General features: G+C 61.6%; 21 protein-coding genes and 1 tRNA gene. 16 read left to right on the plus strand and 6 right to left on the minus strand.

What is annotated here, in order from left to right; translation table 11 throughout:
• The first annotated feature begins 30 nt into the window (after positions 1-30).
• Entirely contained in the window at positions 31-2,361 is a 2,331-nt protein-coding gene (locus dmul_RS17350; RefSeq protein WP_020877480.1) for an FAD-dependent oxidoreductase, read from the plus strand.
• Between the two features lie 25 nt (positions 2,362-2,386).
• Here dmul_RS17350 and tsaA read toward each other — a convergent pair whose 3' ends face one another.
• Positions 2,387-3,121 carry a tRNA (N6-threonylcarbamoyladenosine(37)-N6)-methyltransferase TrmO gene (gene tsaA / locus dmul_RS17355; RefSeq protein ID WP_020877481.1) on the minus strand — a complete coding sequence of 245 codons (735 nt, stop codon included), beginning with the start codon at positions 3,119-3,121 and terminating at the stop codon, positions 2,387-2,389.
• Between the two features lie 3 nt (positions 3,122-3,124).
• Complete coding sequence (locus dmul_RS17360; protein WP_020877482.1) at positions 3,125-4,288, minus strand: MFS transporter; 1,164 nt, start codon at positions 4,286-4,288, stop codon at positions 3,125-3,127.
• 180 nt (positions 4,289-4,468) lie between these two features.
• Between dmul_RS17360 and dmul_RS17365 the strand changes: the two genes are divergently transcribed.
• The 15 genes from dmul_RS17365 (at position 4,469) to dut (ending at position 19,818) form a co-directional block, all read left to right on the plus strand.
• Positions 4,469-4,915, plus strand: a complete 447-nt coding sequence (locus dmul_RS17365) for an Hsp20/alpha crystallin family protein (protein ID WP_020877483.1) — start codon at positions 4,469-4,471, stop codon at positions 4,913-4,915.
• Positions 4,916-5,011: 96 nt separating this feature from the next.
• On the plus strand, positions 5,012-7,366 hold the full coding sequence (lon, locus tag dmul_RS17370) for an endopeptidase La (protein ID WP_020877484.1): 2,355 nt from the start codon (positions 5,012-5,014) through the stop codon (positions 7,364-7,366).
• A 17-nt stretch (positions 7,367-7,383) separates the two neighbouring features.
• On the plus strand, positions 7,384-8,187 hold the full coding sequence (locus dmul_RS17375) for a septal ring lytic transglycosylase RlpA family protein (RefSeq protein ID WP_020877485.1): 804 nt from the start codon (positions 7,384-7,386) through the stop codon (positions 8,185-8,187).
• Positions 8,184-8,750 (plus strand): D-glycero-beta-D-manno-heptose 1,7-bisphosphate 7-phosphatase, encoded by a 567-nt coding sequence (gmhB, locus tag dmul_RS17380; RefSeq protein WP_020877486.1) that lies wholly within the window; start codon positions 8,184-8,186, stop codon positions 8,748-8,750. Before dmul_RS17375 ends, gmhB begins: the two co-directional genes overlap by 4 nt.
• A gap of 126 nt (positions 8,751-8,876) precedes the next feature.
• A tRNA-Gly gene (locus dmul_RS17385) sits at positions 8,877-8,952 on the plus strand.
• A gap of 225 nt (positions 8,953-9,177) precedes the next feature.
• Complete coding sequence (locus tag dmul_RS17390) at positions 9,178-9,747, plus strand: ribosome maturation factor RimP (RefSeq protein ID WP_020877487.1); 570 nt, start codon at positions 9,178-9,180, stop codon at positions 9,745-9,747.
• Positions 9,728-11,176: a transcription termination factor NusA gene (gene nusA / locus dmul_RS17395; protein WP_020877488.1), complete on the plus strand. Its 1,449-nt coding sequence runs from the start codon at positions 9,728-9,730 to the stop codon at positions 11,174-11,176. Before dmul_RS17390 ends, nusA begins: the two co-directional genes overlap by 20 nt.
• Before the next feature lie 100 nt (positions 11,177-11,276).
• Positions 11,277-14,120, plus strand: a complete 2,844-nt coding sequence (gene infB, locus dmul_RS17400; protein ID WP_020877489.1) for a translation initiation factor IF-2 — start codon at positions 11,277-11,279, stop codon at positions 14,118-14,120.
• A 20-nt stretch (positions 14,121-14,140) separates the two neighbouring features.
• Entirely contained in the window at positions 14,141-14,440 is a 300-nt protein-coding gene (locus dmul_RS17405; RefSeq protein WP_327078308.1) for a DUF503 domain-containing protein, read from the plus strand.
• On the plus strand, positions 14,437-14,817 hold the full coding sequence (gene rbfA, locus dmul_RS17410; RefSeq protein ID WP_020877491.1) for a 30S ribosome-binding factor RbfA: 381 nt from the start codon (positions 14,437-14,439) through the stop codon (positions 14,815-14,817). The genes dmul_RS17405 and rbfA overlap by 4 nt, the downstream gene beginning before the upstream one ends.
• Positions 14,804-15,775 (plus strand): DHH family phosphoesterase, encoded by a 972-nt coding sequence (locus tag dmul_RS17415; protein WP_040415528.1) that lies wholly within the window; start codon positions 14,804-14,806, stop codon positions 15,773-15,775. The genes rbfA and dmul_RS17415 overlap by 14 nt, the downstream gene beginning before the upstream one ends.
• On the plus strand, positions 15,763-16,668 hold the full coding sequence (gene truB / locus dmul_RS17420) for a tRNA pseudouridine(55) synthase TruB (protein ID WP_020877493.1): 906 nt from the start codon (positions 15,763-15,765) through the stop codon (positions 16,666-16,668). The genes dmul_RS17415 and truB overlap by 13 nt, the downstream gene beginning before the upstream one ends.
• A 78-nt stretch (positions 16,669-16,746) precedes the next feature.
• Entirely contained in the window at positions 16,747-17,016 is a 270-nt protein-coding gene (gene rpsO / locus dmul_RS17425; protein WP_020877494.1) for a 30S ribosomal protein S15, read from the plus strand.
• 181 nt (positions 17,017-17,197) lie between these two features.
• Entirely contained in the window at positions 17,198-19,291 is a 2,094-nt protein-coding gene (gene pnp, locus dmul_RS17430) for a polyribonucleotide nucleotidyltransferase (RefSeq protein WP_020877495.1), read from the plus strand.
• Positions 19,292-19,329: 38 nt separating this feature from the next.
• The gene (gene dut / locus dmul_RS17435) at positions 19,330-19,818 is read left to right on the plus strand and encodes a dUTP diphosphatase (protein WP_020877496.1); all 489 of its coding nucleotides are present in this window, start codon (positions 19,330-19,332) and stop codon (positions 19,816-19,818) included.
• Here the strand turns inward: dut and dmul_RS17440 are convergent.
• The 4 genes from dmul_RS17440 to dmul_RS17455 are packed head-to-tail and all read right to left on the minus strand — an operon-like array spanning position 19,782 to position 23,542.
• Positions 19,782-20,615: a polysaccharide deacetylase family protein gene (locus dmul_RS17440; protein ID WP_020877497.1), complete on the minus strand. Its 834-nt coding sequence runs from the start codon at positions 20,613-20,615 to the stop codon at positions 19,782-19,784. The two genes, dut and dmul_RS17440, sit on opposite strands and share 37 nt — an antisense overlap.
• A 19-nt stretch (positions 20,616-20,634) precedes the next feature.
• Positions 20,635-21,795 (minus strand): glycosyltransferase family protein, encoded by a 1,161-nt coding sequence (locus dmul_RS17445; RefSeq protein ID WP_020877498.1) that lies wholly within the window; start codon positions 21,793-21,795, stop codon positions 20,635-20,637.
• The gene (locus tag dmul_RS17450; RefSeq protein ID WP_020877499.1) at positions 21,792-22,424 is read right to left on the minus strand and encodes a histidine phosphatase family protein; all 633 of its coding nucleotides are present in this window, start codon (positions 22,422-22,424) and stop codon (positions 21,792-21,794) included. Before dmul_RS17450 ends, dmul_RS17445 begins: the two co-directional genes overlap by 4 nt.
• Complete coding sequence (locus dmul_RS17455; protein ID WP_020877500.1) at positions 22,421-23,542, minus strand: glycosyltransferase family 4 protein; 1,122 nt, start codon at positions 23,540-23,542, stop codon at positions 22,421-22,423. The genes dmul_RS17450 and dmul_RS17455 overlap by 4 nt, the downstream gene beginning before the upstream one ends.
• Between the last annotated feature and the right edge of the window lie 10 nt (positions 23,543-23,552).

Genomic DNA, 23,552 nt, shown 5'->3' on the forward strand with positions numbered 1-23,552 from the left:
ATCGGAAATGCATCATATTCGGAGTACTGAATGAACAAGGATCAATATCACAGGATACCAGGCAAAAAGGACGGCATTCGGATCGAATCCCGGGTTCTGGAGGAGCAGATTCAGGAGGCCGTCGATCACGGGCAGAGATACCTGGAAATCGTCGCCTACGGACAGCACGGCATCGGCGGCAGGCTGTGGAAGGCCGGAAACGAGACCGTGAACGTCCGCATCGTCGGCCCGCCGGGACAGCGGGTCGGCGCCATGGGCTTCCCCAACACCCGGATATCGGTGATGGGGCCCGCCTCCGACGACACGGGGTGGCTGAACGCCGGGGCACAGATCGTCGTCCACGGCAACGCCGGCAACGGCACCTGCAACGCCATGGCCCAGGGCAGGGTCTACGTGGCCGGAAACATCGGCGCCCGGGGCATGACCATGACCAAACAGAACCCCCGCTTCGATCCCCCGGAACTCTGGGTGCTCGGGTCCGCGGGGGATTATTTCGGGGAGTTCATGGCCGGCGGCATCGCCGTCATCTGCGGCTGGAACCCCCAGACCCCCGACAATGTCCTGGGGTATCGTCCCCTGGTGGGGATGGTCGGCGGCAAGGTCTTCTTCCGGGGTCCCCACAAGGGGTTCAGCCGAACCGACGCCAAGCAGGTCCCCATCTCCGACGAAGAATGGCGATGGTTGAGAAGCAACCTCAAGATGTTCCTGGAACGCATCGACCGGACGGAGATCCTGGAAAATCTGGACAGCCGGGACGAATGGCAGCTCATCACCACCCGATCGCCCCAGGAGCGGATGGTGGTCAAAACCCCCTCCATGGCATCGTTCCGGGAAGAAGTCTGGGACCGGGAGCTGGGCAAGGGGGGACTCATCGGGGATTTGACGGACCTGGACCGCAGTCCGATCCCCCTGATCCCCACCGGCGACATGCGACGGTTCGTGCCGGTGTGGGAAAACAGAAAATACGCGGCCCCGTGCGAGGCCTCCTGCCCCACGGGAATTCCGGTCCAGGAGCGGTGGCGCCTCATCCGGGAGGGCCGGGTGGACGAGGCCGTCGACCTCGCCCTGACCTACACACCCTTTCCCGCCACCGTCTGCGGATATCTCTGTCCCAACCTTTGCATGCAAAGCTGTACCCGCACCCTTCAGCGCATGCCCTCGGTGGACGTCAAACAGTTGGGCAGGGCGAGCATCGCCGCCGGAGCGCCTGAACTCCCCCCCCTGAGCGGACGGCGCATCGCCGTCATCGGCGGCGGCCCCGCAGGCATCTCCACCGCCTGGCAGCTTCGCCTGAAAGGACACGAAGCGATCCTCTACGACACCCGGAACATCCTGGGCGGCAAGGTCGCCGCCGCCGTTCCGGAGAGCCGTCTGCCCGCGGAGGTCCTCACCCGTGAGCTCGAACGGATCCGCGAGGTGATTCCCCACATCCATCTCCGGCAGGAGCTGAAAAAGGAGGACCTGGCCCGCCTTCGGGAGGATTTCGACTACATCGTCATCGCCACGGGGGCGCAGAAGCCCCGAACCCTGCCGATCCCCGGCAAGGAGCGCATGATGACGGCCCTCGAATTCCTGACCCGGTCCAAGGACGATCCGTTCCTGCCGGGAGAACGGGTGATCGTCATCGGCGCCGGAAACGTCGGGTGCGACGTGGCCACCGAGGCCCACCGGCTGGGGGCCCGGGACATCACCCTCATCGACGTCCAGAAGCCGCTGGCCTTCGGTAAGGAGAAAGCGGACGCCGAGGCCGTGGGGGCCCGATTCCGCTGGCCGTGCTTCACCCGGGAGATCACCGGGGAGGGGGTGGTGCTCGACACCGGGGAAGTCCTGCCGGCCGACACCGTTTTCATCGCCATCGGCGACGCCCCCGATGTGGCATTCCTGCCGGACACCGTTCGGACCGACCGCGGGTATGTGGTGACCGACGAAAGCCAGCAGACCACCGACCCCAGGATCTTCGCCATCGGCGACATCGTCCGGCCGGGTCTCATCACCGACGCCATCGGGGCCGGACGGAGAGCCGCCCTGGCCATCGACGACATGCTCGCGGGCAAGCGCCCCCAGGGCGGCATCCGGCCCGTCATCGACACGCGCCGGATCACCCTCGAGTATTTCGATCCGCGCCTGACGGATTTTGAGAACACCGACGCCTGCGGCAGTCAGTGCGCCTCCTGCGGCACCTGCCGCGACTGCGGCATGTGCGCGACCCTCTGCCCCCAGGCGGCCATCACCCGGGAGGAAAAAAGCGACGGCGCCTTTGAATACGTCGTGAATCCGGACCGGTGCATCGGCTGCGGCTTCTGCGCCAACGGTTGTCCCTGCGGGATCTGGTCCATGATGGAAAACACCCCCATCGGATAAAAATAGAAACGCCCGCCCTCCGGCGTCAGTACGCCGGAGGGCGATCCCCCCCGTCCGCCACCCCCGTCACCCATATGCCGTCCTCCCGGAACTCCCACTGCACATCGACGTCGAAGACTCGGGTGCCGAAGCGCCGCCGCTCCCGGCGACGGGCATGGTAGGCCGGCCGGGGGTCGGCCTTCAACATGTCTGTGATAAAGTCCGTAAGGCCCGGCATTGCGGCCTCTCTGGAACGGAGATCCGCCGCGGCCGCGGAGCTGAAGGACACCGGCAGATCGGCGGCGGGCGGATCGCTCGCAAATCCGCCGTCGGCACCCGCAACGGCGTCGGCATAGGGGAGGTAGGGCTTGATGTCCAGGACGGGCGTCCCGTCCAGGATGTCGACCCCGGCGAGGTGAAGTCGACATCCGTCCCGGGTGCCGGACGCGCCGATCCCTTCCAGCCGGACGGCCGACAAGCCGATGGGATTGGGCCTGAAGCCGGACCGGGTGGCGAAGACACCCACCCGCCGGTTGCCCCCGAGGCGCGGGGGCCGGACCGTCGGCCGCCACCTCGTGCGGATGCAGCCGTGAAACACGAAGAGAATCCAGATATGGGAGAACCGCTCGAGACCCCGAAAGGCCTCATCCCGGTCGTAGGGCGGAAAAATCTCAAGGACGGCCCGGGCACGGGCCATGAGACCGGCCTGCCGGGGAATACCGAATTTTTCCTTGAACGGCGATCGGATGATGCCGATGGTTTCGAAGCGATAATCCGGCATCCGTCACCCCCGCGTCCCGGTCCGCCTGGCCGGAATCCAGACCCCCAGAAATAGGACGGCACCCCCGCCTGCGATCCCGGCGCTTGCAAGAAAAAGGAGAGACGCCCCCACGGCGTCGTAAAGCCAGCCGCTCAGAAAAAATCCGACCATCATGCCAAGCCCGTAGGTCACGGCGTTGTTCACCGCCTGTCCAAGGGTCTTTGACCCGTCGGGCGTGAGGCGGTCGACATAGAGGATCCCGGCGATGTGAAAGGCGGCGTAGGTCAGGGCGTGGAGCGCCTGGGACGCCAGTATCGCCGCAGCGGAACCCGCCCGGGAGAGAACGGCCCAGCGGAAGACGGCGATGAGAAGGGAGAGCAGGAGAACGTTTTCCAGGGAAAACCGGCGGAAGATGCGATCGGAGTTGAGCATCACCAGGATCTCCGCCACCGACGCCAGGGCCCAGGCGATGCCGATGAAGCTCTTGTCGTAACCCAGCTTTTCCAGATGGATGGAAAAAAAGCCGTAATACGCCCCGTGGCTCACCAGCATCAGGAAGGCGGCCCCCAGAAAAATCAGGGTGGCGCGCCGGCGTAGAAAGTCCTTGGCACGCCCCGTGCCGATGACGCGGCGCCGGGTCGTCCGGGGCACCCTCACCGAAAATACCGCCTGAAGAAAGGATCCCGCCAGAATCAGCACCAGGATGACGTCGACGGCGGCGGCATCGATGAGTTCCCCCAGCAGGATCACCACGGCGATGAAGGCCGACGTCCCCCAGGCGCGGATTCGCCCGTAGCGCTTCTTCTCCCCGCCCAGGACCTCCATGGTGAACGCCTCCATGAAGGCGATGATGGGCGAAAAAAAGACGCCGTAGGCCAACGTGATCCAGAACATGGCGATGAAGTCGTCCCAGAAAAGATAGAGCGCCCAGACGCCCGTCGCCGCAAAATTGCAGAGGATGTAGATGGGCCGCCGGGCCTGCCGGCGGTCCGCGACAATACCCCACGCGATGGGGAAGATGATCATCGCCAGGGACCGCACCCCCGAAAGGACGCCGATTTCGATCCCGCTGAAGCCGAGATGAAAGCAGTAAAGGTTGAAATAGGGCAGAAACATCCCCAATACGCCGAAGTAGAGGAAATACTGCCCGCCCATGACCCGACGGCCCGTTGCGTCATGCTGTTCCATGGCGGATCTCATACGGCAAACAAATACAAAACACAACGGATTCCTTCAGGGCCGGAAAGGGTGCGAGCCGCCGATGCCTCACAGCATTTTGCTTTACAGACGCCTGTAATGATGTTACTTTCACAAGGTGACGGCTTTGGACAACATAAGGACACCAGGATTGAAGACGGGGGTTTGACAATGGATTACATCAAAATTCGATTCGGCAACGATTTAGATCAATTGAGCGCAGAGTTCAAGAGGAACATCGAGGAGATGTTCCGATCCATGAGTCCACGTTTCACCTGCACCGAATGCTCGTGGACCCCGCCCATGGACATCTACGAAACCCCGAACGAGATCGTCGTTCTCGCTGAAATCGCAGGGGTCAAAAAAGAGGACCTGGATATCGAAATCAACGCCAAGGCCGTGAAGATCATCGGCAAACGCTATGAGATGCCCCGGGACAAAAGCGCCACCTACCGGTTGGCCGAAATCCAGTGCGGCAGATTCGAACGCATCCTCTTCATGCCGGTGCCCATCAACACGGAAAAGGCCACCGCCGCCTACCAGGACGGCATGCTCCATATCACGCTGGCGAAGCAGCCGGCCGACAAACCTCACAAGATATCCATTTCCGAAGAATGATACCGTTTCCGCCGGGAACGTGAACGACGGCGGCGAAATCGGCATGGAAGCCCATTTCACCCTTGAGCGACATCAACAGCGTTTCGGAGGTCATCCATGATGCAACAAGCACAACCTCAAAAGAATTTTGATCCTGATAATTTACCGAAAACACTTCCTATTCTTCCGTTGTTCGATGCAGCCCTCTTCCCGAAGATGGTCCTGCCCCTGGTGGTCATGCAGGGGGAATCCGTCCAGCTCGTCGACGAGGCCATGGCCAAGGACCGGATCATCGGGCTGCTGGTGGCCAAGGGCCCGATCAAACCGGACTCCGACCCGATGGAGGAACTGGAAAAGATCGGCACCAGCGCCCTTATCCTCAAAATGGCCAAAACCGACGACAACAAGGCCCAGCTCCTGGTTCAGGGGATCAGCCGATTCAAGGTGGCGGAATACGTCGAAGGAAAGCCCTACCTCCAGGCGGTCATCACCCACATCGTCGAAGAGGAAAAGAAGGACAGGGAGGTGGAAGCCCTCATGTCCAACATCCTGGACATCTTCGCCAAGATCGTTCAGCTCTCGCCCGGGCTGCCCCCCGAGCTGATCAATATGGCCAAGTCGATCCAGGAGGCCGGGGTTCTGGCCGACATGATCGCCTCCACCATCAATTCCACCCTGGAGGAGAAGCAGAAGGTTCTGGAGATTCAGGACGTCAAGAAGCGTCTCAAGGAGGTCACCCGGCTGATCAATTACCAGCTCGACATTCTCGAGTTGGGCAACAAGATCCAGTCCCAGGTCAAGGGCGATATGGACAAGCGGCAGCGGGAATACTATCTCCGGGAGCAGCTCAAGGCCATCCGGGAAGAATTGGGGGAAAGCGACGAGACCACCGTCGAGGTGGAGGACTACCGCGCCAGGATCGAAGCCAAGAAGCTTCCGGAAGAAGCACGGAAAGAGGCGGAGCGGGAGCTGAACCGGCTCTCCCGGATGCACCCGTCCTCTTCGGAATACACCGTCGCGTCCACCTACCTCGACTGGATCACCTCCCTGCCCTGGAACGAGAGCACCGAGGACAACCTCGACATCGCGGCCGCCCGGAAGATCCTGGACGAAGACCACTACGGCCTGAAAAAGGTCAAGAAGCGCATCATCGAATATCTGGCCGTCCGCAAACTCAATCCCGAATCGAAAAGCCCCATCCTCTGTTTCGTGGGCCCTCCGGGGACGGGCAAGACCTCCCTCGGCCATTCCATCGCCCGGGCGATCGGCCGCAGGTTCATTCGGATCTCCCTGGGCGGGGTCCGCGACGAGGCCGAGATCCGGGGCCACCGGCGCACCTATGTCGGCGCCCTTCCCGGCCGGATCATTCAGGGGATCCGACGGGCCGAATCCAACAACCCCATCTTCATGCTCGACGAGATCGACAAGGTCGGCAGCGATTTCCGAGGCGATCCCTCCTCGGCCCTGCTCGAGGTTCTGGATCCCGAACAGAATTTCTCGTTTTCGGACCACTATCTGGACGTTCCCTTCGACCTGTCCCGGGTGATGTTCATCACCACGGCCAACATGCTCGACACCATCCCGCCGCCGCTCCGGGACCGCATGGAGGTTCTGCAGCTTCTGGGCTACACCGAGGATGAAAAGATCAAGATCGCGAACCGGTATCTGATCCCCCGACAGCGCAAGGCCCACGGCCTTACGGCGGAACAGATCAACATCACCGCGGGGGCTGTCCGGATGATCATCAACAGCTACACCCGGGAGGCGGGCCTCCGGAACCTGGAGCGCGAGATCGCCGCCCTCTGCCGCGGGGTCGCCGCCAAAATCGCCATGAACGAGGCTGAATCCGTTTCCATCAAGATCGGGGACATCGCCGAATATCTCGGACCGATCCGGTTCACCTCGGAAAGCAAGTCCCGCCTCCAGACCCCGGGGGTCGCCATGGGGATGGCCTGGACCCCGGTGGGGGGAGACCTTCTCTTCATCGAGGCGACGGCCATGCCGGGCAAGAAGGGGCTGATCCTGACTGGACAACTCGGGGACGTCATGAAGGAGTCGGCCACCGCGGCCTTGAGCTTCATCCGGGCCAACGCCGGGAAGCTCAAAATTCCCGACGGATTCTTCGAGGAACATGATATCCATATCCATATCCCGGCGGGCGCCATTCCCAAGGACGGCCCCTCGGCCGGGGTCACGATGCTGACGGCCCTGACGTCCCTCATCACCAACACACCCATTCAGAAGGACCTGTCCATGACGGGCGAGATCACCCTCCGGGGCCAGGTCCTGCCGGTGGGCGGCATCAAGGAAAAGGTCCTGGCGGCCCACCGGGCCAAGATCAAGACCATCATCCTCCCCAGGGAGAACGAAAAAGATCTGGAAGACATTCCTGAAAAGGTCCGGGAGGAGATCCAGTTCCATTTCGTGGACAAAATGCACCAGGTGCTCAGCATCGCACTGGAAAAACCCTGATCGGGAGGAGGAAACCCATGAGAATGCCGGCAAGACGGACCTTGCACCCCTGGTGCATCCTTATCGGTCTTTTCCTGACGGGGGCCCTGGCCGGATGCGGCGCCCCCGGAAAGACGACGGCGCGGAAAGGCATCGACGCCGCGCCCGCGTTCAAGCGGATCCCCCCCACGCAGCGGCCCTACCAGATCAACGGCATCTGGTACCACCCCCTCCCGACGGCCCACGGCTATCGAAAGACGGGCATCGCTTCATGGTACGGCAAGGATTTTCACGGCAGGAAAACCTCCAACGGCGAAACCTACAATATGTACGGCATCTCCGCGGCCCATAAAACGCTTCCCATGGGGACCCACGTCGAGGTCCGGAACATCGAGAACGGGCGCACCCTTCGGCTCACCATCAACGATAGGGGGCCCTTCGTGGCCGGCAGGATCATCGACCTCTCCTACGGCGCCGCCAGGCGTCTCGATATCCTCGGACCGGGGACGGCGAAGGTGGAGGTCACGGCCGTCGCCACTGCCGCTCCCCGGCACAGACCCCACGGGCAAGCGGCGGAGATCCTCTCCTCCGGAGATCTGAACCGGGGAAATTTCGCCATTCAGGTGGGCGCCTTCGGAAACCGGGAAACGGCGCTCAAACTGGCGAATGCCTTGACCGGGAAATACCGGAGCGCCGAGGTCCTGCCCAGCTATTCACCGGGGAAACGACACCCCCTGTACCGGGTGGTGGTGGGAAAATGCACATCCCTCGAGACAGCGGAATCCTATGAGAACGCTCTGCGGTGCGAGGGTTTCCCCGATGCCTTCACCATCGCCCAGTGACCCGGGAACCGCTCAGGGTCGTCTTTCTCGACCGAGACGGCGTGATCAACCACGATTCCCCGGATTACATCCGACGCTGGTCCGACGTCCGTTTCATCCCCGGAAGCCTTTCGGCCGTCAGGATGCTGAATGACGCCGGGTTCGCGGTCATCGTCGTCACCAATCAGTCGGCGGTCCACCGGGGGCTCATTTCCCCGGTGGAGTTGGATCGGATTCACCGCAACATGAAGCGCGCGGCAGCGGCTGCAGGCGGCTGCATTACGGATGTTTTTTTCTGTCCCCATCTTCCGGAGGAAGGATGTGACTGCCGCAAGCCCCGGCCGGGTCTCATTCGCCGCGCCCGGAACAAATACCCCATCGATCTTGAAAAGAGCTACATGGTCGGCGACCGGACGACGGACATCGAGTGCGCCAGACGGGCCGGATGCGGCGGCGCGGTTCTGGTGAGCGCCGGAAACACGGCAGCGTTCCCCGGGGTCGATGAAGGGCCGCATCCGGACATGACGGTGGTAAATCTGCCCGAAGCGGCGCGATGGATCATACGAAACGCGTCAAGAAAATAAAACGCAACGTTCGACTCTAACCGCCCGCTATCCGGCCATCGCATGAAAGTCGAAAGTTGAAAACAAAAAAAGAATCGCAAAAATCATTGACAACAGGAATGCTTTGCTATAATTTGTTCATCTTGAGCGGGCATAGCTCAGTTGGTAGAGTACAAGCTTCCCAAGCTTGGTGTCGCGAGTTCGAATCTCGTTGCCCGCTCCAGTTATACGTCCGCCTTTTTGGTAAAGGTAGGCCATGAATGGGATACGAAGCGGTCTGCGGCGCCTTTTCCTGTGTGTATATCTAAACCTTTGTTCATTTAAGACCGATGAGAATTAGATAACATCCACTGAGCAGTAGGGTCTATAACCAATAAAACGGGCGGAAGCCCGTTTTTTTATTGTCAAAAAGTGATAAGCGAGGCCCGTAAAAAAAGCAGGAAAGAAGATGAGCGGAAACAGCAAAAGAAAAGCCCTCAAAAAGGCGCCGCCCCAACGGTCCGCGGCGGATGCGCCGCCGATGTCCCATGAAAAGGAACGCCGGATCGTCGCCCGGGTTTACGCCCTCGGCGAGCCCCTGTGCGAATCCGAGGGCATCGAACTGGTGTGCGTCGAATATCAGCGGGAATCCCGGGGACGGATATTGCGGCTCTATATCGACAAACCCGGCGGGGTGACCCTGGACGACTGCGCGGCCGTCAGCCGTCAGCTCGGTGATCTTCTGGATGTGGCCCTTGAGGAGATCGGGACCTACAGTCTGGAAGTCTCCTCCCCCGGGCAGCACCGTCCACTGGGCAAGTTGCTCGATTTTGAAAAATATCGGGGAAATACGGCAGAAATCAGAACCACTCTACCCATAAACGGAAAGAAAAAGTTCAAAGGGGTGCTGGAGGGCGTGTCGGACGATACGATCAGCCTCAGGACGAACAGCGACTCCCTGGCCATTCCCTATGGGCTGATCGCTCGTGCGCGGCTCGTCAATTATACGGAGAAAACGGATGTTAATACCAGACATTAAGCGTGTCATTGAACAGGTAAGCCGGGATAAGGGCATCGACGTGAACGTCCTTATCAGAACGCTTGAAGACGCCCTGAAATCTGCCGCAAAGAAGAAATTCGGGAACAAGATCGACATCGAGGTCAAATATAACGAAGATTCGGGAGAGATAGAGGTTTTCCAGTTCAAGGAAGTGGTGGAGGAGATCACCGACCCCGAGCTGCAGATCGATCTGGAAGCCGGTCTGCTGCTTGACCCCGAATGTGAAATCGGCGACTGGCTCGGCGCCAAGATGGATACGGAATCCTTTGGACGCATCGCCGCCCAGTCCGCCAAGCAGGTGATCATCCAGAAGATCAAGGATGCGGAGCGCGATGCGATCTACGCCAACTTCATCAACCGTAAGGGAGAGATCATCAACGGCATCGTTCAGCGCATAGACCGCGGCCAGATCATCGTCAACCTCGGTCAGGCTGAAGCGATCCTCCCGGCCCGGGAGCAGGTCCCCAAGGAGGTCTACCGACGGGGAGACCGGATCCGGGCTTATATCATGGACGTCCGCAACGACCCCCACGGCTCCCAGATCATTCTCTCCAGGACCCACCCGGAGTTCCTGGTAAGCCTGTTCAAGACCGAGGTTCCCGAGATCAGCGAGGGCATCGTCACCATCATGGGGGCCGCCCGTGAGCCCGGCAGCCGCGGCAAGATCGCCGTCTCATCCAACGATTCCGACATCGATCCCATCGGCGCCTGCGTCGGCATGAAAGGGAGCCGGGTCCAGAACGTGGTCCAGGAGCTTCGCGGTGAAAAGATCGATATCATATCCTGGCATGTGGATCCGGCCAAATTCGTCTGCAATGCATTGGCGCCGGCGGAAATTTCCCGGGTCATCATCGACGAGGAAAACCGGTCAATGGAGGTCATCGTCCCCGACGAGTTTCTCTCCGTGGCCATCGGCAAGAAAGGACAGAACGTCCGTCTGGCCTCGAAACTGACCAAATGGCGACTGGACGTCAAAAGCGAATCCCGCTACAGCAAGGCGATGAAGGACGGCTACAACTCCCTCATATCGCTGCCGGGAGTCGGCATCAGTCTGGCGGACGCTCTTTATGAAAACGGATTCTTCTCCGCCGAAGAGATCGCCAAGAGCACCGTCGAGGATCTCACGCGGGTCCGGATCGTCACGGAGGACGAGGCCCGGGATCTGATCGCGGCGGCAAAGGCTTATGTCGCGGCAGCGGCCGATGACGTCGAGATCGATGAAAAATCCGCCGCCCTTCCGGAGGAGGCGACCGATGATACGCCTTCGGACAACCCGGAGGCGGCGGAGGACGGCAAATCGGGGGACGAAGACGAAGACGGGGCATCCGCCCCGACCGGCGGGGAAGAAACCACTCCCCTCGCGGCCGACACGCCGCCGGGGCCGGCCGACGACGAGGAAAAGGAATGACCTTTTCGGGAAAAACGGACATCGACACATGATACAGGTGCGTGTAGTTATGGAATGATCTGCGGTGCACTGGATTTTTAACAACAGGTAAGGGGGACGGATGGCGAAGATCAGGGTATATGAACTTGCCAGAGAACTCAATTTAAAGAACAAGGCGCTTCTCGAAAAGTTAAGCGAACTGGACATCGTGGTCAGCAGCCACATGAGTTCCCTGGAAGAAGATGCGGTCAATCGGGTAAAGGCACACCTGCGCGGCAAAAAGCCGGGAGCGGTGGAACACAAACGCATCAAACCGACGGTTATCCGAAGGCGAAAAAAGCGGCACGTCGAAGGAAAAGCCCCCAAGGAGACCGAACCGGCGACGGAGGTCGAAGCACCCGTCGAGCCGACGCCCCCTGTCGTCGACGTCCCCGAACCTGTTCCCGAAACAGCGACCGAACCGATCGAGGAGACGGCTGCAGCGGCACCGCCTACGCCTGAAACGGATGTCGAGGCCGAGCCCCCACGGCCCGCAGCTGAAGAAGAGACCACCGCCCCGGCGCCGGAAGAGACAGAAAAAGCCGCAGAAATGCCTGAAAAAAAAGAGGATGCCATCCAACCCCCCGCTGAGGCGTCCCAGCCGGCACCCGCACCCGAAGAACCCGCCGCAGAGGAAACACCGCTCCCCACGGAAGCCGACGCGGTTGTCGAACACCCGGCAGCGGAGGCCGAAACGCCATCCCCCTCCCTGCCTGAGGAAGGCGACGGCGCCGATGCCGATGCCGATGCCGATGCCGATTCGGACCAGAAATCAAAGAAGAAGAAAAAGAAAAAGAAAAAAAAGAAGGAACCCACGGACATGCCCGCGAAAATCATCAGCCTGCCGCCCAAGGTCGAGGAGGAGCCCTCGCCTCCGGATCGAGGCGATGACAAGTCGCAGCGCCGCCCGGCCGTTTCCGAACGCACGCCGGTGACGGCCGGTGGCGTCGAAGCCAAAACGCCGGCAGAGACGTCGACGTCCGAGGAGGATGCCGACAAGAAGAAAAAGAAGGAAAACCGCTGGGCCAAAAAGAAAATCTCCTTCAAGAAAAAAGAGGTAATCGAGGGAGATGCGCTTTACAGCAAGGCCCGAAACAGAAAAGGCAAAAAAGGGGCCAAGGCCAAATCCGTGCAAACACAGAAGACCCAGATCACGACACCCAAGGCCATCAAACGCCGGGTCAAGATCGATGAAACCATTGTCCTGTCCGACCTGGCCAAACGAATGGGCATCAAGGCCAATGAAATGATCAAAAAGCTGATGATGCTCGGCGTCATGGTGACCGTCAACCAGACCATCGACTTCGATACCGCCGCCCTGGTGGCCTCGGAATTCGACTACGAGGTCGAAAAGGCCCGGTTTGAGGAGGATGCCGTCCTGAACATCGACAGCGAGGACGATGCCGGGAAACAGGTGGGACGCTCGCCCGTCGTCACGATCATGGGACACGTCGACCACGGCAAGACATCCCTTCTGGATGTCATCCGGAAAACCCGGATCACCGAGATCGAGGCCGGCGGCATCACCCAGCACATCGGCGCCTACAGCGTGGCCACCAATCGGGGACAGATCACCTTCCTCGACACGCCGGGTCACGAGGCCTTTACCTCCATGCGGGCCAGAGGCGCCACGGTGACGGATATCGTCGTCCTGGTGGTGGCGGCCGACGACGGGGTCATGCCCCAGACCGTCGAGGCCATCAACCACTCCCGGGCGGCGGGGGTGCCCATCATCGTCGCCATCAACAAGATGGACAAGGCCGGCGCGGACCCCGACCGGGTTATGCGCGAGTTGGCGGATCACGGACTGATGTCCGAAGAGTGGGGGGGCGACACCATCTTTGTCAAGGTCTCCGCAAAACAGAACCAGGGGATCGACGAACTGCTGGAGATGATTCTGCTCCAGGCGGAGGTCCTCGAACTGACGGCCAATCCGGAGCGACACGCCAGAGGCTACGTGGTGGAATCCAAGCTCGACTCCGGCCGCGGACCGGTGGCCACCGTCCTGATCCAGGAGGGCACCCTCCATGCCGGAGACCCGATCGTCTGCGGTATCCACCACGGGAAAATCCGGGCGATGCTCAACGACAGGGGCGCCCAGGTTGACGAGGCGGGCCCCTCCATGCCCGTGGAAATCCTCGGGCTGTCGGGCGTTCCCAACGCCGGTGACGAGATGGTCGCGCTGGACGACGACAAGAGCGCCAAACAGGTCAGCGAACACCGTCTTCAGAAGCATCGGTCCCTGGAGCTGGCCAAGACCAGCCGGGTCAGCCTGGAGAAGCTCTTCGAGCGGATGCAGGAAGGGGAGGTCAAGGACCTCAACATCATCCTCAAGGCGGATGTTCACGGATCCATCGAGGCGCTCAGCGACTCGCTCACGAAGCTCTCCAACGAGGAGGTGACGATCCGGATCATCCACGCGGCCACCGGCACCGTCTCCGAGTCGGACATCTCACTGGCCGCGGTCTCCAACGCCATCATCATCGGGTTCAACGTCCGCCCGAGTGCGAAGGTTCAGGCCATGGCGACGGAAGAGCACGTGGACATGCGCTTCTACAACATCATCTACAACGTCATCAAGGACGTCAAGGACGCCATCGTCGGCATGATGGAATCCACCTTCGAGGAACGGGTCCTGGGTATGGCCGAAACCCGGGAGGTCTTTTTCGTCCCCAAGGTGGGGGCCATCGCGGGCTGTTACGTCACCAGCGGCTCCATCAAGCGGGGGCAGCGAATCCGCCTGGTTCGGGACGGCGTCATCATTCACGAAGGCAAGATCTCTTCGCTCAAGCGCTTCAAGGATGATGCCAAGGAGGTCCAGAGCGGGTACGAATGCGGCATCGGGATCGAGGGATACAACGACATCAAGGTCGGCGATATCATCGAGTGTTACTACCTCGAGGAGATCAAGCCGGAGCTCCGGTAAGCGCTGCATTCGGAAGAAAGGTGACGATCGATATGGTTGTGGGCATCGGCATCATGACGTTCAGGCTTCATGACTGCCGCTCCCTGAAGGGAAAGCGGAAGATCGTGAAATCCATTATCGCGCGGCTCCGGAATCAGTTCAACGCCTCGGTAGCCGAGATCGGCGCCAACGACGTCTATCACCAGGCTGAAATCGGCGTTTCCCTGGTGGGCAACGATCGGCAGGTGATCAACTCGAAGCTGGATAAACTTTTCAACATGGCCGATTCCCTGGGGTTGGCGGAAATGATCGATACCGAATTGGAGATCATCAACATATGAAGCCTTTTTCTCGAGCGGACAGAGTCGGCGAACTGATCCAGCAGGTGGTGTCGGAAATCCTGACGCGCAACATCCGGGATCCTCGCCTGAAGATGGCAACCATTACCGGCGTCAAGATGTCCAAGGACCTCCGGAACGCCAAGATCTATTTCGCCGTCTCCGGCGGATCCGAGAAGGTCGACGGCGCCCTGCTCGGATTCAACAGCGCCATGGGCTATATCAAACGCGTGCTTGCCGGCGAGCTGGAATTGCGGTATATGCCCGAACTTAAATTCTATTACGACAAATCCTTTGATTACGGCGCCCACATCGACGCCCTGCTCAAATCGCTTAATGCCGAAGATGGAAAAGATCATTCACCATTTGAGACGGAGTAAGCGCATCCTGCTGGCCTCCCATGTCAATCCGGACGGCGACGCCGTCGGCGCCCTCATTGCCCTGGCCCTGGCCCTGGAAAAATCGGGAAAACGGACGACGATGTACAATGAAAGCCCGATACCGGCCGTCTACCGTTTTCTGCCGGCGGTGGACCGGATCGTCAGCCGCATCGACCGGAACACCACGCCTTTCGATGCCGTGGTCATCCTCGACTGCAGCAACATGGACCGTATCGGAAGGCTGGCGGCCGATGCGGCATCTCTCGGCGTTACCCTCAACATCGACCACCATCCGAGCAATACCGGGTTCGGCGATCTCCAATACGTCGACACCGGTGCCTGCTCCACCGCCGAGATGGTCTACCGGATCGTCAAGGCCATCGGCGTTTCCATGGACAGGGACATCTCCACGGCGATCTATACCGGGATCCTGACGGACACCGGCTCGTTCCGGTTTGCCAACACCAACCAGACCGCCTTTTCGATATGCCTGGAGATGACGGAAAACGGCGTGGATCCCTATACCGTGGCCCAGCATGTCTACGGCACCTATTCCATCGGCCGGATCAAACTCCTCAACCTGGCGCTCGATTCCATTGAAATCGCGGAGAACGGCAAGCTCTCCTTCATGATGCTGACCCGCGACATGCTCGAAGAAACCGGAACGCAGCCCGAAGACGTGGACGGCATGATCAACTATGCCAAAAGCATCAAGGACGTGAAGGTCGCCGTTCTGATTCAGGAGCGTGCCGGAAACGATGATTCGCGGAACAAAAACAATTTCTACGTCAGCCTGCGGTCGGACGGCAGCGTCGACGTGGCGGCCCTGGCAGCATCCTTCGGCGGGGGCGGTCACCACCGGGCGGCCGGCTTCTGCGCGGAGACCTCCCTGGCGGACCTGAAGGGCGGCATCCTGAAATGGCTGAAAAAATGCGAGCCGGAACCATGCAGAAACTGACCAGCGGCATCCTCGTTGTGGACAAGCCCGAAGGGATGAGCTCCGCCGGCGTCGTGGGTCGGATCAAGCGTGGGCTCAGGGCGGGAAAGGTGGGACATTGCGGCACCCTCGATCCCTTTGCCTCAGGCGTCGTCGTCTGCTGCATCAATCAGGCCACCCGTCTGGCAGGTTTTTTCCTTCATGGGGACAAGCGCTATGAAGGGATCCTTCGGCTGGGGATCGAAACCGACACCCAGGATCTGACGGGGGAAACGGTTTCCGAAAAACCGGTCGACGTCACGGCGGATGCCGTCCGATCGGCCTTCGCCGCCCTGGAGGGGCCCATGCGGCAGCATCCTCCGGTCTATTCCGCTCTCAAACACCGGGGGGTGCCGTTGTACAAACTGGCCCGGGCAGGCCGTCCGGTCCAGAAGCCGCCCAGGGAGATCGTGATCCACCGCCTCGAGGTTCAGGCCGTCGATCTGCCGGATGTCCGCTTTTCGGTGTCGTGTTCCGGCGGCACCTATGTCCGGACCCTGGCCGTCGATCTGGGGCGAATGCTGGGATGCGGCGCACACCTTCGGAAGCTCGTCCGGACGGCCGCCGGCCCTTTCTCCCTGGAACAGGCCCTCACCCCCCGGGAGGTGGCCGCCCTGGCGGCGGTCGATGCCGTCGAAGACCGGATGATTCCCATGAACGACGCCGTGGCCTTCATGCCCATGCGGCGAATCGCCCCTGAAACGGCCCGTAAAATACGCCACGGCATGCCGCTGACCGAAAAGGAGATCGAACGCCCGAAAACGGACGCTTCGTCGGGGTGGATTCGGATAGTGGACGAAAACGATCGCCTGATTGCGATTCTGGAGCACAAAAAAGGAAATCCCCGCTATAATTATTGTTGTGTTTTTAACTAGAACATGAATATTAAGGGAAAAAATTAATATTTCTTTGTTTTTTCGATATTCATTACGATCAACAGGAGGCTAAACGAAGTGGTACTGACATCAGAACAAAAACGGGATTTGATCGACCAATATAAACTGCACGACAGCGACACCGGATCGCCCGAGGTCCAGATCGGACTGCTCACCCACCGCATCTCCTACCTGACGGAGCACCTGAAGGTCCACAAGAAAGACCATCATTCCCGAAGGGGGCTTCTGATGCTGGTCGGCCAGCGCCGGCGACTCTTGAACTATGTCAAGAACAAAAACATCGTCCGGTACCGGGAAATTATCGAGCGGCTGGGATTGCGCAGATAACGGCATCCACCATCGTTAGCCGATCCAACGCAACCCTGACGCACCGAAGTGCGCCTGTGTGCCGGCCAGCGGCCTTTTCCCCGTCACCGTCGACACCCGTCGCCGCCGGGACCACGACCGGCATGATCCCGCGGCTCAGCGCCTTTCAAAGGCTTGAGGCCGCTTTTTTTTAGGAGAGTTTATGGAATTGACATTGACAGCAGATCTCGGGGGCAATCCCCTGAGCATCCAGACGGGCAAGGTGGCCAAACAGGCCTCCGGCGCGGTGGTGGTTCAATACGGAGAAACGGTCGTTCTCGTCAGCGCCGTTTCCGCCTATGAAACCCGATCCGGGCTGGACTTCCTTCCCCTCACGGTCGAATATCAGGAAAAAATCTATGCCGCGGGTCGCATCCCGGGGAATTACATGCGACGGGAAGTCGGACGGCCCAGCGAGAAGGAGACCCTTACGGCCCGGTTGATCGACCGGCCCATCCGCCCCTTGTTCCCCAAGGGGTATCACAGCGAAATCCAGGTCATCGCCACGGTCCTGTCCATGGATCAGGAGAACGATCCCGACGTTCTGGCCATGATCGGGGCATCGGCGGCTCTCCAGATCTCGGATATTCCGTTTCAAGGTCCCATCGCCGCGGTCCGTGTGGGCCGGATCGACGGAAAGTTCGTCGTCAACCCCGGCATGAGCCGGCAGTCGGAAAGCGACATCAACATCATCGTGGCCGGCTCCAAAACCGGCGTGGTGATGGTGGAAGGCGGCGGCAACATCGTGAGCGAAGAGGAGATGCTGGACGCCATCTTTTTCGGCCATGCCGCCATGCAGCCGGTGATCGAGATCCAGGAGAAGCTGACGGAGGCGTTGGGCAAGCCCAAGCGGCCTCACGAACCGCCCCCCAAGGACCAGGCCCTGATCGAAAAACTCGACGCCATGACCTCGACACGGATCCGGGAGTCGATCCTGATTCCCGAGAAGACGGCACGCCATACCGCTCTCAGGGAGCTGCGAAACCAGATCATGGCCGACCTGGGCGAGGACTACGCCGATCGCAAGGGCGAGATTTACGAGATCCTGCACGACATCGAACGGACTCTCTGCAGGAATCTCATCCTTCAGGAGGGACGGCGCATCGACGGCAGAAAGTTCGATGAAATCCGGCCCATCACCTGTGAGGTCGGCGTCCTGCCGAGGCCCCACGGGAGCGCGCTCTTCACCCGGGGGGAGACCCAGGTCCTCGGGGTGCTGACCATCGGCTCCGGTCAGGACGAACAGCGGGTGGAAACCCTCTACGGAGACGACCCTCAACGGTTCATGCTCCACTACAATTTCCCGCCCTTTTCCGTCGGGGAAGTCAAGCGCATGGGCGGCCCCAGTCGTCGAGACATCGGCCACGGCGGTCTATCCAAGCGCGCCCTGGAACGGATTCTGCCGAAGCCGGAAGATTTCGATTACACCATCCGCATCGTTTCCGAGGTCCTGGAATCCAACGGATCCTCCTCCATGGGAACCGTCTGCTCGGGGATCCTGGCCCTGATGGACGGCGGCGTGCCCATCACGGCGCCGGTATCCGGCATCGCCATGGGCCTGGTCAAGGAAGGGGACCAGGTGGTGATCCTCTCCGACATTCTGGGGGATGAAGACCACACCGGCGACATGGATTTCAAGGTGGCCGGCACCCGGGACGGGATCACCGCCCTCCAGATGGACATCAAGATCCTCGAGCTCTCGAAGGACGTCATGGAAAAGGCTCTCGCCCAGGCGCGGGAAGGCCGGATCTTCATCCTGGAAAAGATGCTCCAGGCCCTCGAGGCACCCCGGAAGGAAATTTCCCCTTACGCCCCCAAGATGATCACCGTCAAGATCAATCCCGACAAGATCCGGGAAATTATCGGCCCGGGGGGAAAGGTGATCCGGGCAATCCAGAGCGAGACCAACACCAAGATCGAGATCGATGACTCCGGTCTGGTCAAGATCGCCGCCACATCCCAGCAGGAAGGCGATGCAGCCCTGCAGCGGATCAACGAGATCACCGCCGAACCGGAGGTGGGTGCCGTTTACGAGGGTACCGTCGTCAAGACCATGGACTTCGGCGCCTTTGTCCAGATCTTCCCGGGGACCGACGGCCTCGTCCATATTTCCCAGCTGGCCCGGGAACGGGTCAAGAAGGTGACGGACGTGGTGAAGGAGGGCGACACTCTCCGGGTCAAAATTCTCGAGATCAACCGGGACGGCAAGATTCGCCTGAGCCACAAAGCGGTTCTGGAAGAGGAAGATGGGGCTTGAGACGACACCCTGTCCGGATCTCCCCGGAGCTGCCTGACATGACGATCGTGCTCCAATTCCGCCGCGTGAGGCCCGAACAGGACGCGGACATTCCCCTGCCCCGCTACATGACCGTCGGTGCCTCGGGTATGGACCTCGCCGCCGCCGTGACGGATCCGATCGTCGTCAAACCCGGGGAGATCGTCCTGATTCCGACAGGATTCGCCATCGCCGTTCCGGAGGGTTATGAAGCCCAGATTCGCCCCAGGAGCGGCCTGGCGTCCCGGCACGGCATCGGGCTCGTCAATTCCCCGGGAACCGTCGATGCCGACTACCGGGGAGAAATCCGGATCCCGATCATCAACCTGGGGAAGGCCCCCTACACCATCCAGAGAGGCGACCGCATCGCCCAGATGGTCATCGCACCGGTCTGTCGCCCGACGACGGCGCTGGTGACGTCTCTGGACGAAACCGATCGGGACGCCGGCGGATTCGGACACACCGGAAGGGGTCAGGACAGCGAGCCGCCCACGGGTCGGATGCCGTAGCCGTAGCCCCGTGCCTCGGCCAAATGCCCCAAGTGGACCCGCTTGAGTCGGGCGACCCCTGAAATCTTCGAAAGCATCATCCCCAGAAAATCGAAAGCCGCGTCGTTCATCCGTTGATGATGAATCATCACGCCGCAGCATCCGCCGGCAATCCCGTCGCGAATTTCCGAAAAGAGCCGTTCCCACCCGTTTTCAGGAAGCGTCTCCTTTCGGGTATGAAGGTCCACGTTCACCGGAAAATCCGGAAGCCCTTCAGGGGGCGGCGGCAAGGCTCCCCTGCTTCGGGATATGAACCGGAATCCCTGTTCCCGCAGCTGTTGGAGGGCTTCCGGCCCGCATCGATTCCAGGGGGGTGTGAAGCCCGGAAAAAAGTCATCCTCCATGACCGCCGTCAGGCGCGCCTTGCCCAGGCGCAGATCCCGGGCGATCCGATCCCCTCCGCGGCGGCTGCCGAACTCCTGTTTCTTACCCGAAACCGCATGGCTGACATGCCGCCATCCATGCTGGTGCCAACACCATAAATCCCTTCCGCCCGGCGCCGCGGTCCGGAGGGCATGCCAACGCTCCGGCGTGAGCCAGGCCGGGACCACCGCCAGGGAGAGAGGGGTCCGGTGCCGGGCGAAGAGGGATGCGAGCCGTGCAAAGTGCCGTCCGGGCACGCCGATATCGTCGGCCCGGAAGAAGACGGCGGGGGAGGCGGCGGCGCAGTCGGCCAGGCCCTGGTCAACCGCGCGCCAAAGCCGATCCCGAAGCCGATTCGGACGAGCGTGCCAGATGACGGCGGGTTCCATGGTCATGAGGGATCTCCTTTCCCGGTCATCGGCGCATCCAGGAGGCCAGCCACCGCGCACTGGTCCGCGCGCCCGAAAGATCGATCGTGCCGCCGCGCCTTTTCCCGGGCCGTTTTCGGGTCAACTGTTTTTCCATGAGATCCGCCAGCCGCCCAGGCGCCATGTCCTCGTCGGCCAGCACATGGACGTCCCCGAAATCGGCCAGACGTTCGGCTCGGAGACGCTGCTCCCGGTTCTGGGAAAAAGGCAGGAGCAGGGCGGGACATCCGGCCGCCGTCACGTTCATGCAGGTGTTGTATCCGGCCATGCTGACCGACAGATCGGCGGCGGCGAGAAACGACAGGAAATCATGGGTAAACTCCGACACGCGGGTACGATGGTCGGCAGCGGCCTTTACGGCCTGGACCGCCTCGGCCGGCATGAACGGCCCGGTGAAGATCTCGAGATGGACATCGCCCTCGAGCCGCGTGAAAGCGGTCGCCGCCGCCGTCAGCAGAGGCCCGCCGACCTTTCCGCCGCCGGCGCTGGCCACCACCAGCCGGGTTGCTTCCGGCAGGCCGAGGGTTTCGAAGATGCGCCTTCGGGCGTCCGGAGGCGGGCTCGGGGTGATAAAGCCGGTATAGACGACGGGAACGGCGATGGCCGCCACGCGGGAGAAGGTCTCTTCCAGCCGGATCACCCGGGGGTCGGCGTGGACCCACAGCGCATCGAATCCCCGGTTCAGGGCCGCCGTCACCCGAAGCTCGTAGGCATCCACGTCCGACTTCTCCACAAGGATGTCCCGAAGGCTGCAGATGACGCGGCAGGCCGGCAGCGCCCCCGTCCGGATGCCCGACAGCACCGGCTCCAGTTCGAACCGGAAGGCCTTTCTCCCGAAGGGATAGAGTTCTATGATCAGAACGTCGGGGGCTTCGGCCGCCATGAGGTCCCACAGCAAGCGCCGCCGTTTCGCCTTGACCGCATCGACGGAAAGTCCGGGCGTCGTGGACATCATTCGTTTGAAGCCGCTGTCCATCATGAGCCCCGGCAGGGGCACCATCCGGACGTGGGGCGGGACCGGCGCATCCACCCCGGCCCCTCCGGCGAGAAAGATCACCTCGTGGTCGTCAAGAGCCCGGCAGAGGGCCATGCTGCGGAAAAAATGACCGATGCCCAGCACATGCTGACAGTAGAAGACGATCTTCATGGCGTGTCGATCCACAGGGCCAGCACGTTCAACGCCTCGACGGCCATACCCTCCCGATCGTGCACCAGTTGGTGGAGGTGCCCCCGTCGAAGAAGGGGCGGTTCCGTGGGAAAGAAATGGCGGTTCGTCAGGCGATAGACCAGGCACTTGATCATGCCCTCGTGGGTCACCACCAGAATTTTTCGCCCGGGCCACCTCGCGGCGGCGTCGACGAGGGCCTGGTGTCCCCTGGACCACACCTCGGTGCGGTCCTCGCCGCCGGGGGGCCGAAACCGCCACCCGTCCCGTTCCATGGCCGCAAGGCGATCCCCAGCCTGCTGCCGGAGCTGGTCGATGGTTTTGCCGGCCCACTCCCCCCAATCCTTCTCCCTGAGACGGGGATCCACGGTCATGGGAAGCCCCAATGTCCGGTTGATCAACTCGGCCGTCCGCAGGGTCCGCCCGAGGTCGCTCACCAGAATCCTGTCCCAGGCGTATCGCCGCAGCAGCCGCCCCCATTCCCGGGCCATTCGCTCTCCTTCCCCGGTCAGCGGTGAATTGAGCTGGCCCTGGATCCGCTTCTCCAGGTTCCAGACCGTCGGGGCGTGCCGCAGCACCCCGAAGCGCGTCAATGCCGGTGATTCGTTCATCTCATCATGCCTCCCGCGATATCTGAGAGGATCGCTTCCATCGGGCCATAATTTTTCTCGATATCGTGACGACGGCGGACATGCTCCCGGGCGCGCTCGCCCATCGCGCATCGCCGTTCAGGATCCAATATAAGTCCTGAAAGGGCCAGGTCAAAAGCCGGGCCGTCGAAAGGGGGCGTCAGAAGTCCGGTCTCGCCCCGGGCCACCACCTCGGGAATGCCCCCGTTGTCAAAGGCCGCCACCGGAAGCCCGCAGGACTGGCTCTCCAGATAGACCATGCCCAGGGACTCCCGGATACCGGGAAAGGCGAAAAGATCGCCGGCACTGTAGAACCGGTGCATCTCCTCCCGTGGGATTCTTCCGACGAACCGGATGCGTCCGGGCAGATGCCGCTCCCCCAGGCGTCTCAGGCGTTCCCGTTCACGGCCGTCCCCGGCGATGACGAGGTAGAGGGGAAGCCCGGTCCGGTAAAGCCGGCCGCAGGAGCGGATGACCCAGGCAAGCCCCTCGGATTTGACGCCGGGGCGAAACATGGCGGCGGAGAGGACGACCGGCGCGTCTCCCACGGCCCATTCCCGACGAAGGATCGCGCGGGCCCCGGCATCGAAGGTGAACATGGCCGGGGAAATACCGGGCCGGATGTAGGTCAGGCGATGGGACGGCACCAGGCGCTTCAGATTGACCCAGTCCTCGAGCCGGTTGGTGAACAGATGGCAGGCCGTCGTGAGGGCGAGGCGGTTGAGGAGATACCCCGGCAGCGTCCTGAGGCGGCGGCGGCGCTTGGTGGAAAAGATCCCCTGAAAGACGACGTAAGGCAGCCCGAATCGGCGGCACACCAACGGTCCCAGCAGATCAGGGGCCTTGTAATAGGTATGGTAGGTGAGCCAGAGCTGGGCGGGCCGGATGCGCTGCTCACGAAGGGCGCGCCGCCACTCCCCCAGAAGGGGGCCCCATAGCCGCGGTCGCCAGTAGATCCACCGCATCCGCGTCCCCCCGGCACGCCGCACCGAATGGCCCCGGCTCTCGAGATAGGCCCGGAGGCTGTGGGCGATGGCGAGGTCCCCCGAGGGGCGGGGATGGTCCAACGGTTTGAAGGGCGCGTAAAGCGTAATGCGCATGAGGGCGTTT

It is taken from the genome of Desulfococcus multivorans, from assembly GCF_001854245.1.
Classification (GTDB): domain Bacteria; phylum Desulfobacterota; class Desulfobacteria; order Desulfobacterales; family Desulfococcaceae; genus Desulfococcus; species Desulfococcus multivorans.

Bases quoted from the DNA above. Each gene is read 5' to 3' on its own strand.
- infB (WP_020877489.1), top strand. From the start codon at position 11,277: ATGGCGAAGATCAGGGTATATGAACTTGCCAGAGAACTCAATTTAAAG.
- dmul_RS17350 (WP_020877480.1), top strand. From the start codon at position 31: ATGAACAAGGATCAATATCACAGGATACCAGGCAAAAAGGACGGCATT.
- truB (WP_020877493.1), top strand. From the start codon at position 15,763: ATGCAGAAACTGACCAGCGGCATCCTCGTTGTGGACAAGCCCGAAGGG.
- dmul_RS17455 (WP_020877500.1), bottom strand. From the start codon at position 23,542: ATGCGCATTACGCTTTACGCGCCCTTCAAACCGTTGGACCATCCCCGC.
- dmul_RS17450 (WP_020877499.1), bottom strand. From the start codon at position 22,424: ATGAACGAATCACCGGCATTGACGCGCTTCGGGGTGCTGCGGCACGCC.
- rbfA (WP_020877491.1), top strand. From the start codon at position 14,437: ATGAAGCCTTTTTCTCGAGCGGACAGAGTCGGCGAACTGATCCAGCAG.
- tsaA (WP_020877481.1), bottom strand. From the start codon at position 3,121: ATGCCGGATTATCGCTTCGAAACCATCGGCATCATCCGATCGCCGTTC.
- dmul_RS17360 (WP_020877482.1), bottom strand. From the start codon at position 4,288: ATGGAACAGCATGACGCAACGGGCCGTCGGGTCATGGGCGGGCAGTAT.
- dut (WP_020877496.1), top strand. From the start codon at position 19,330: ATGACGATCGTGCTCCAATTCCGCCGCGTGAGGCCCGAACAGGACGCG.
- dmul_RS17390 (WP_020877487.1), top strand. From the start codon at position 9,178: ATGAGCGGAAACAGCAAAAGAAAAGCCCTCAAAAAGGCGCCGCCCCAA.
- dmul_RS17375 (WP_020877485.1), top strand. From the start codon at position 7,384: ATGAGAATGCCGGCAAGACGGACCTTGCACCCCTGGTGCATCCTTATC.
- dmul_RS17440 (WP_020877497.1), bottom strand. From the start codon at position 20,615: ATGACCATGGAACCCGCCGTCATCTGGCACGCTCGTCCGAATCGGCTT.
- nusA (WP_020877488.1), top strand. From the start codon at position 9,728: ATGTTAATACCAGACATTAAGCGTGTCATTGAACAGGTAAGCCGGGAT.
- lon (WP_020877484.1), top strand. From the start codon at position 5,012: ATGATGCAACAAGCACAACCTCAAAAGAATTTTGATCCTGATAATTTA.
- pnp (WP_020877495.1), top strand. From the start codon at position 17,198: ATGGAATTGACATTGACAGCAGATCTCGGGGGCAATCCCCTGAGCATC.
- dmul_RS17445 (WP_020877498.1), bottom strand. From the start codon at position 21,795: ATGAAGATCGTCTTCTACTGTCAGCATGTGCTGGGCATCGGTCATTTT.
- dmul_RS17365 (WP_020877483.1), top strand. From the start codon at position 4,469: ATGGATTACATCAAAATTCGATTCGGCAACGATTTAGATCAATTGAGC.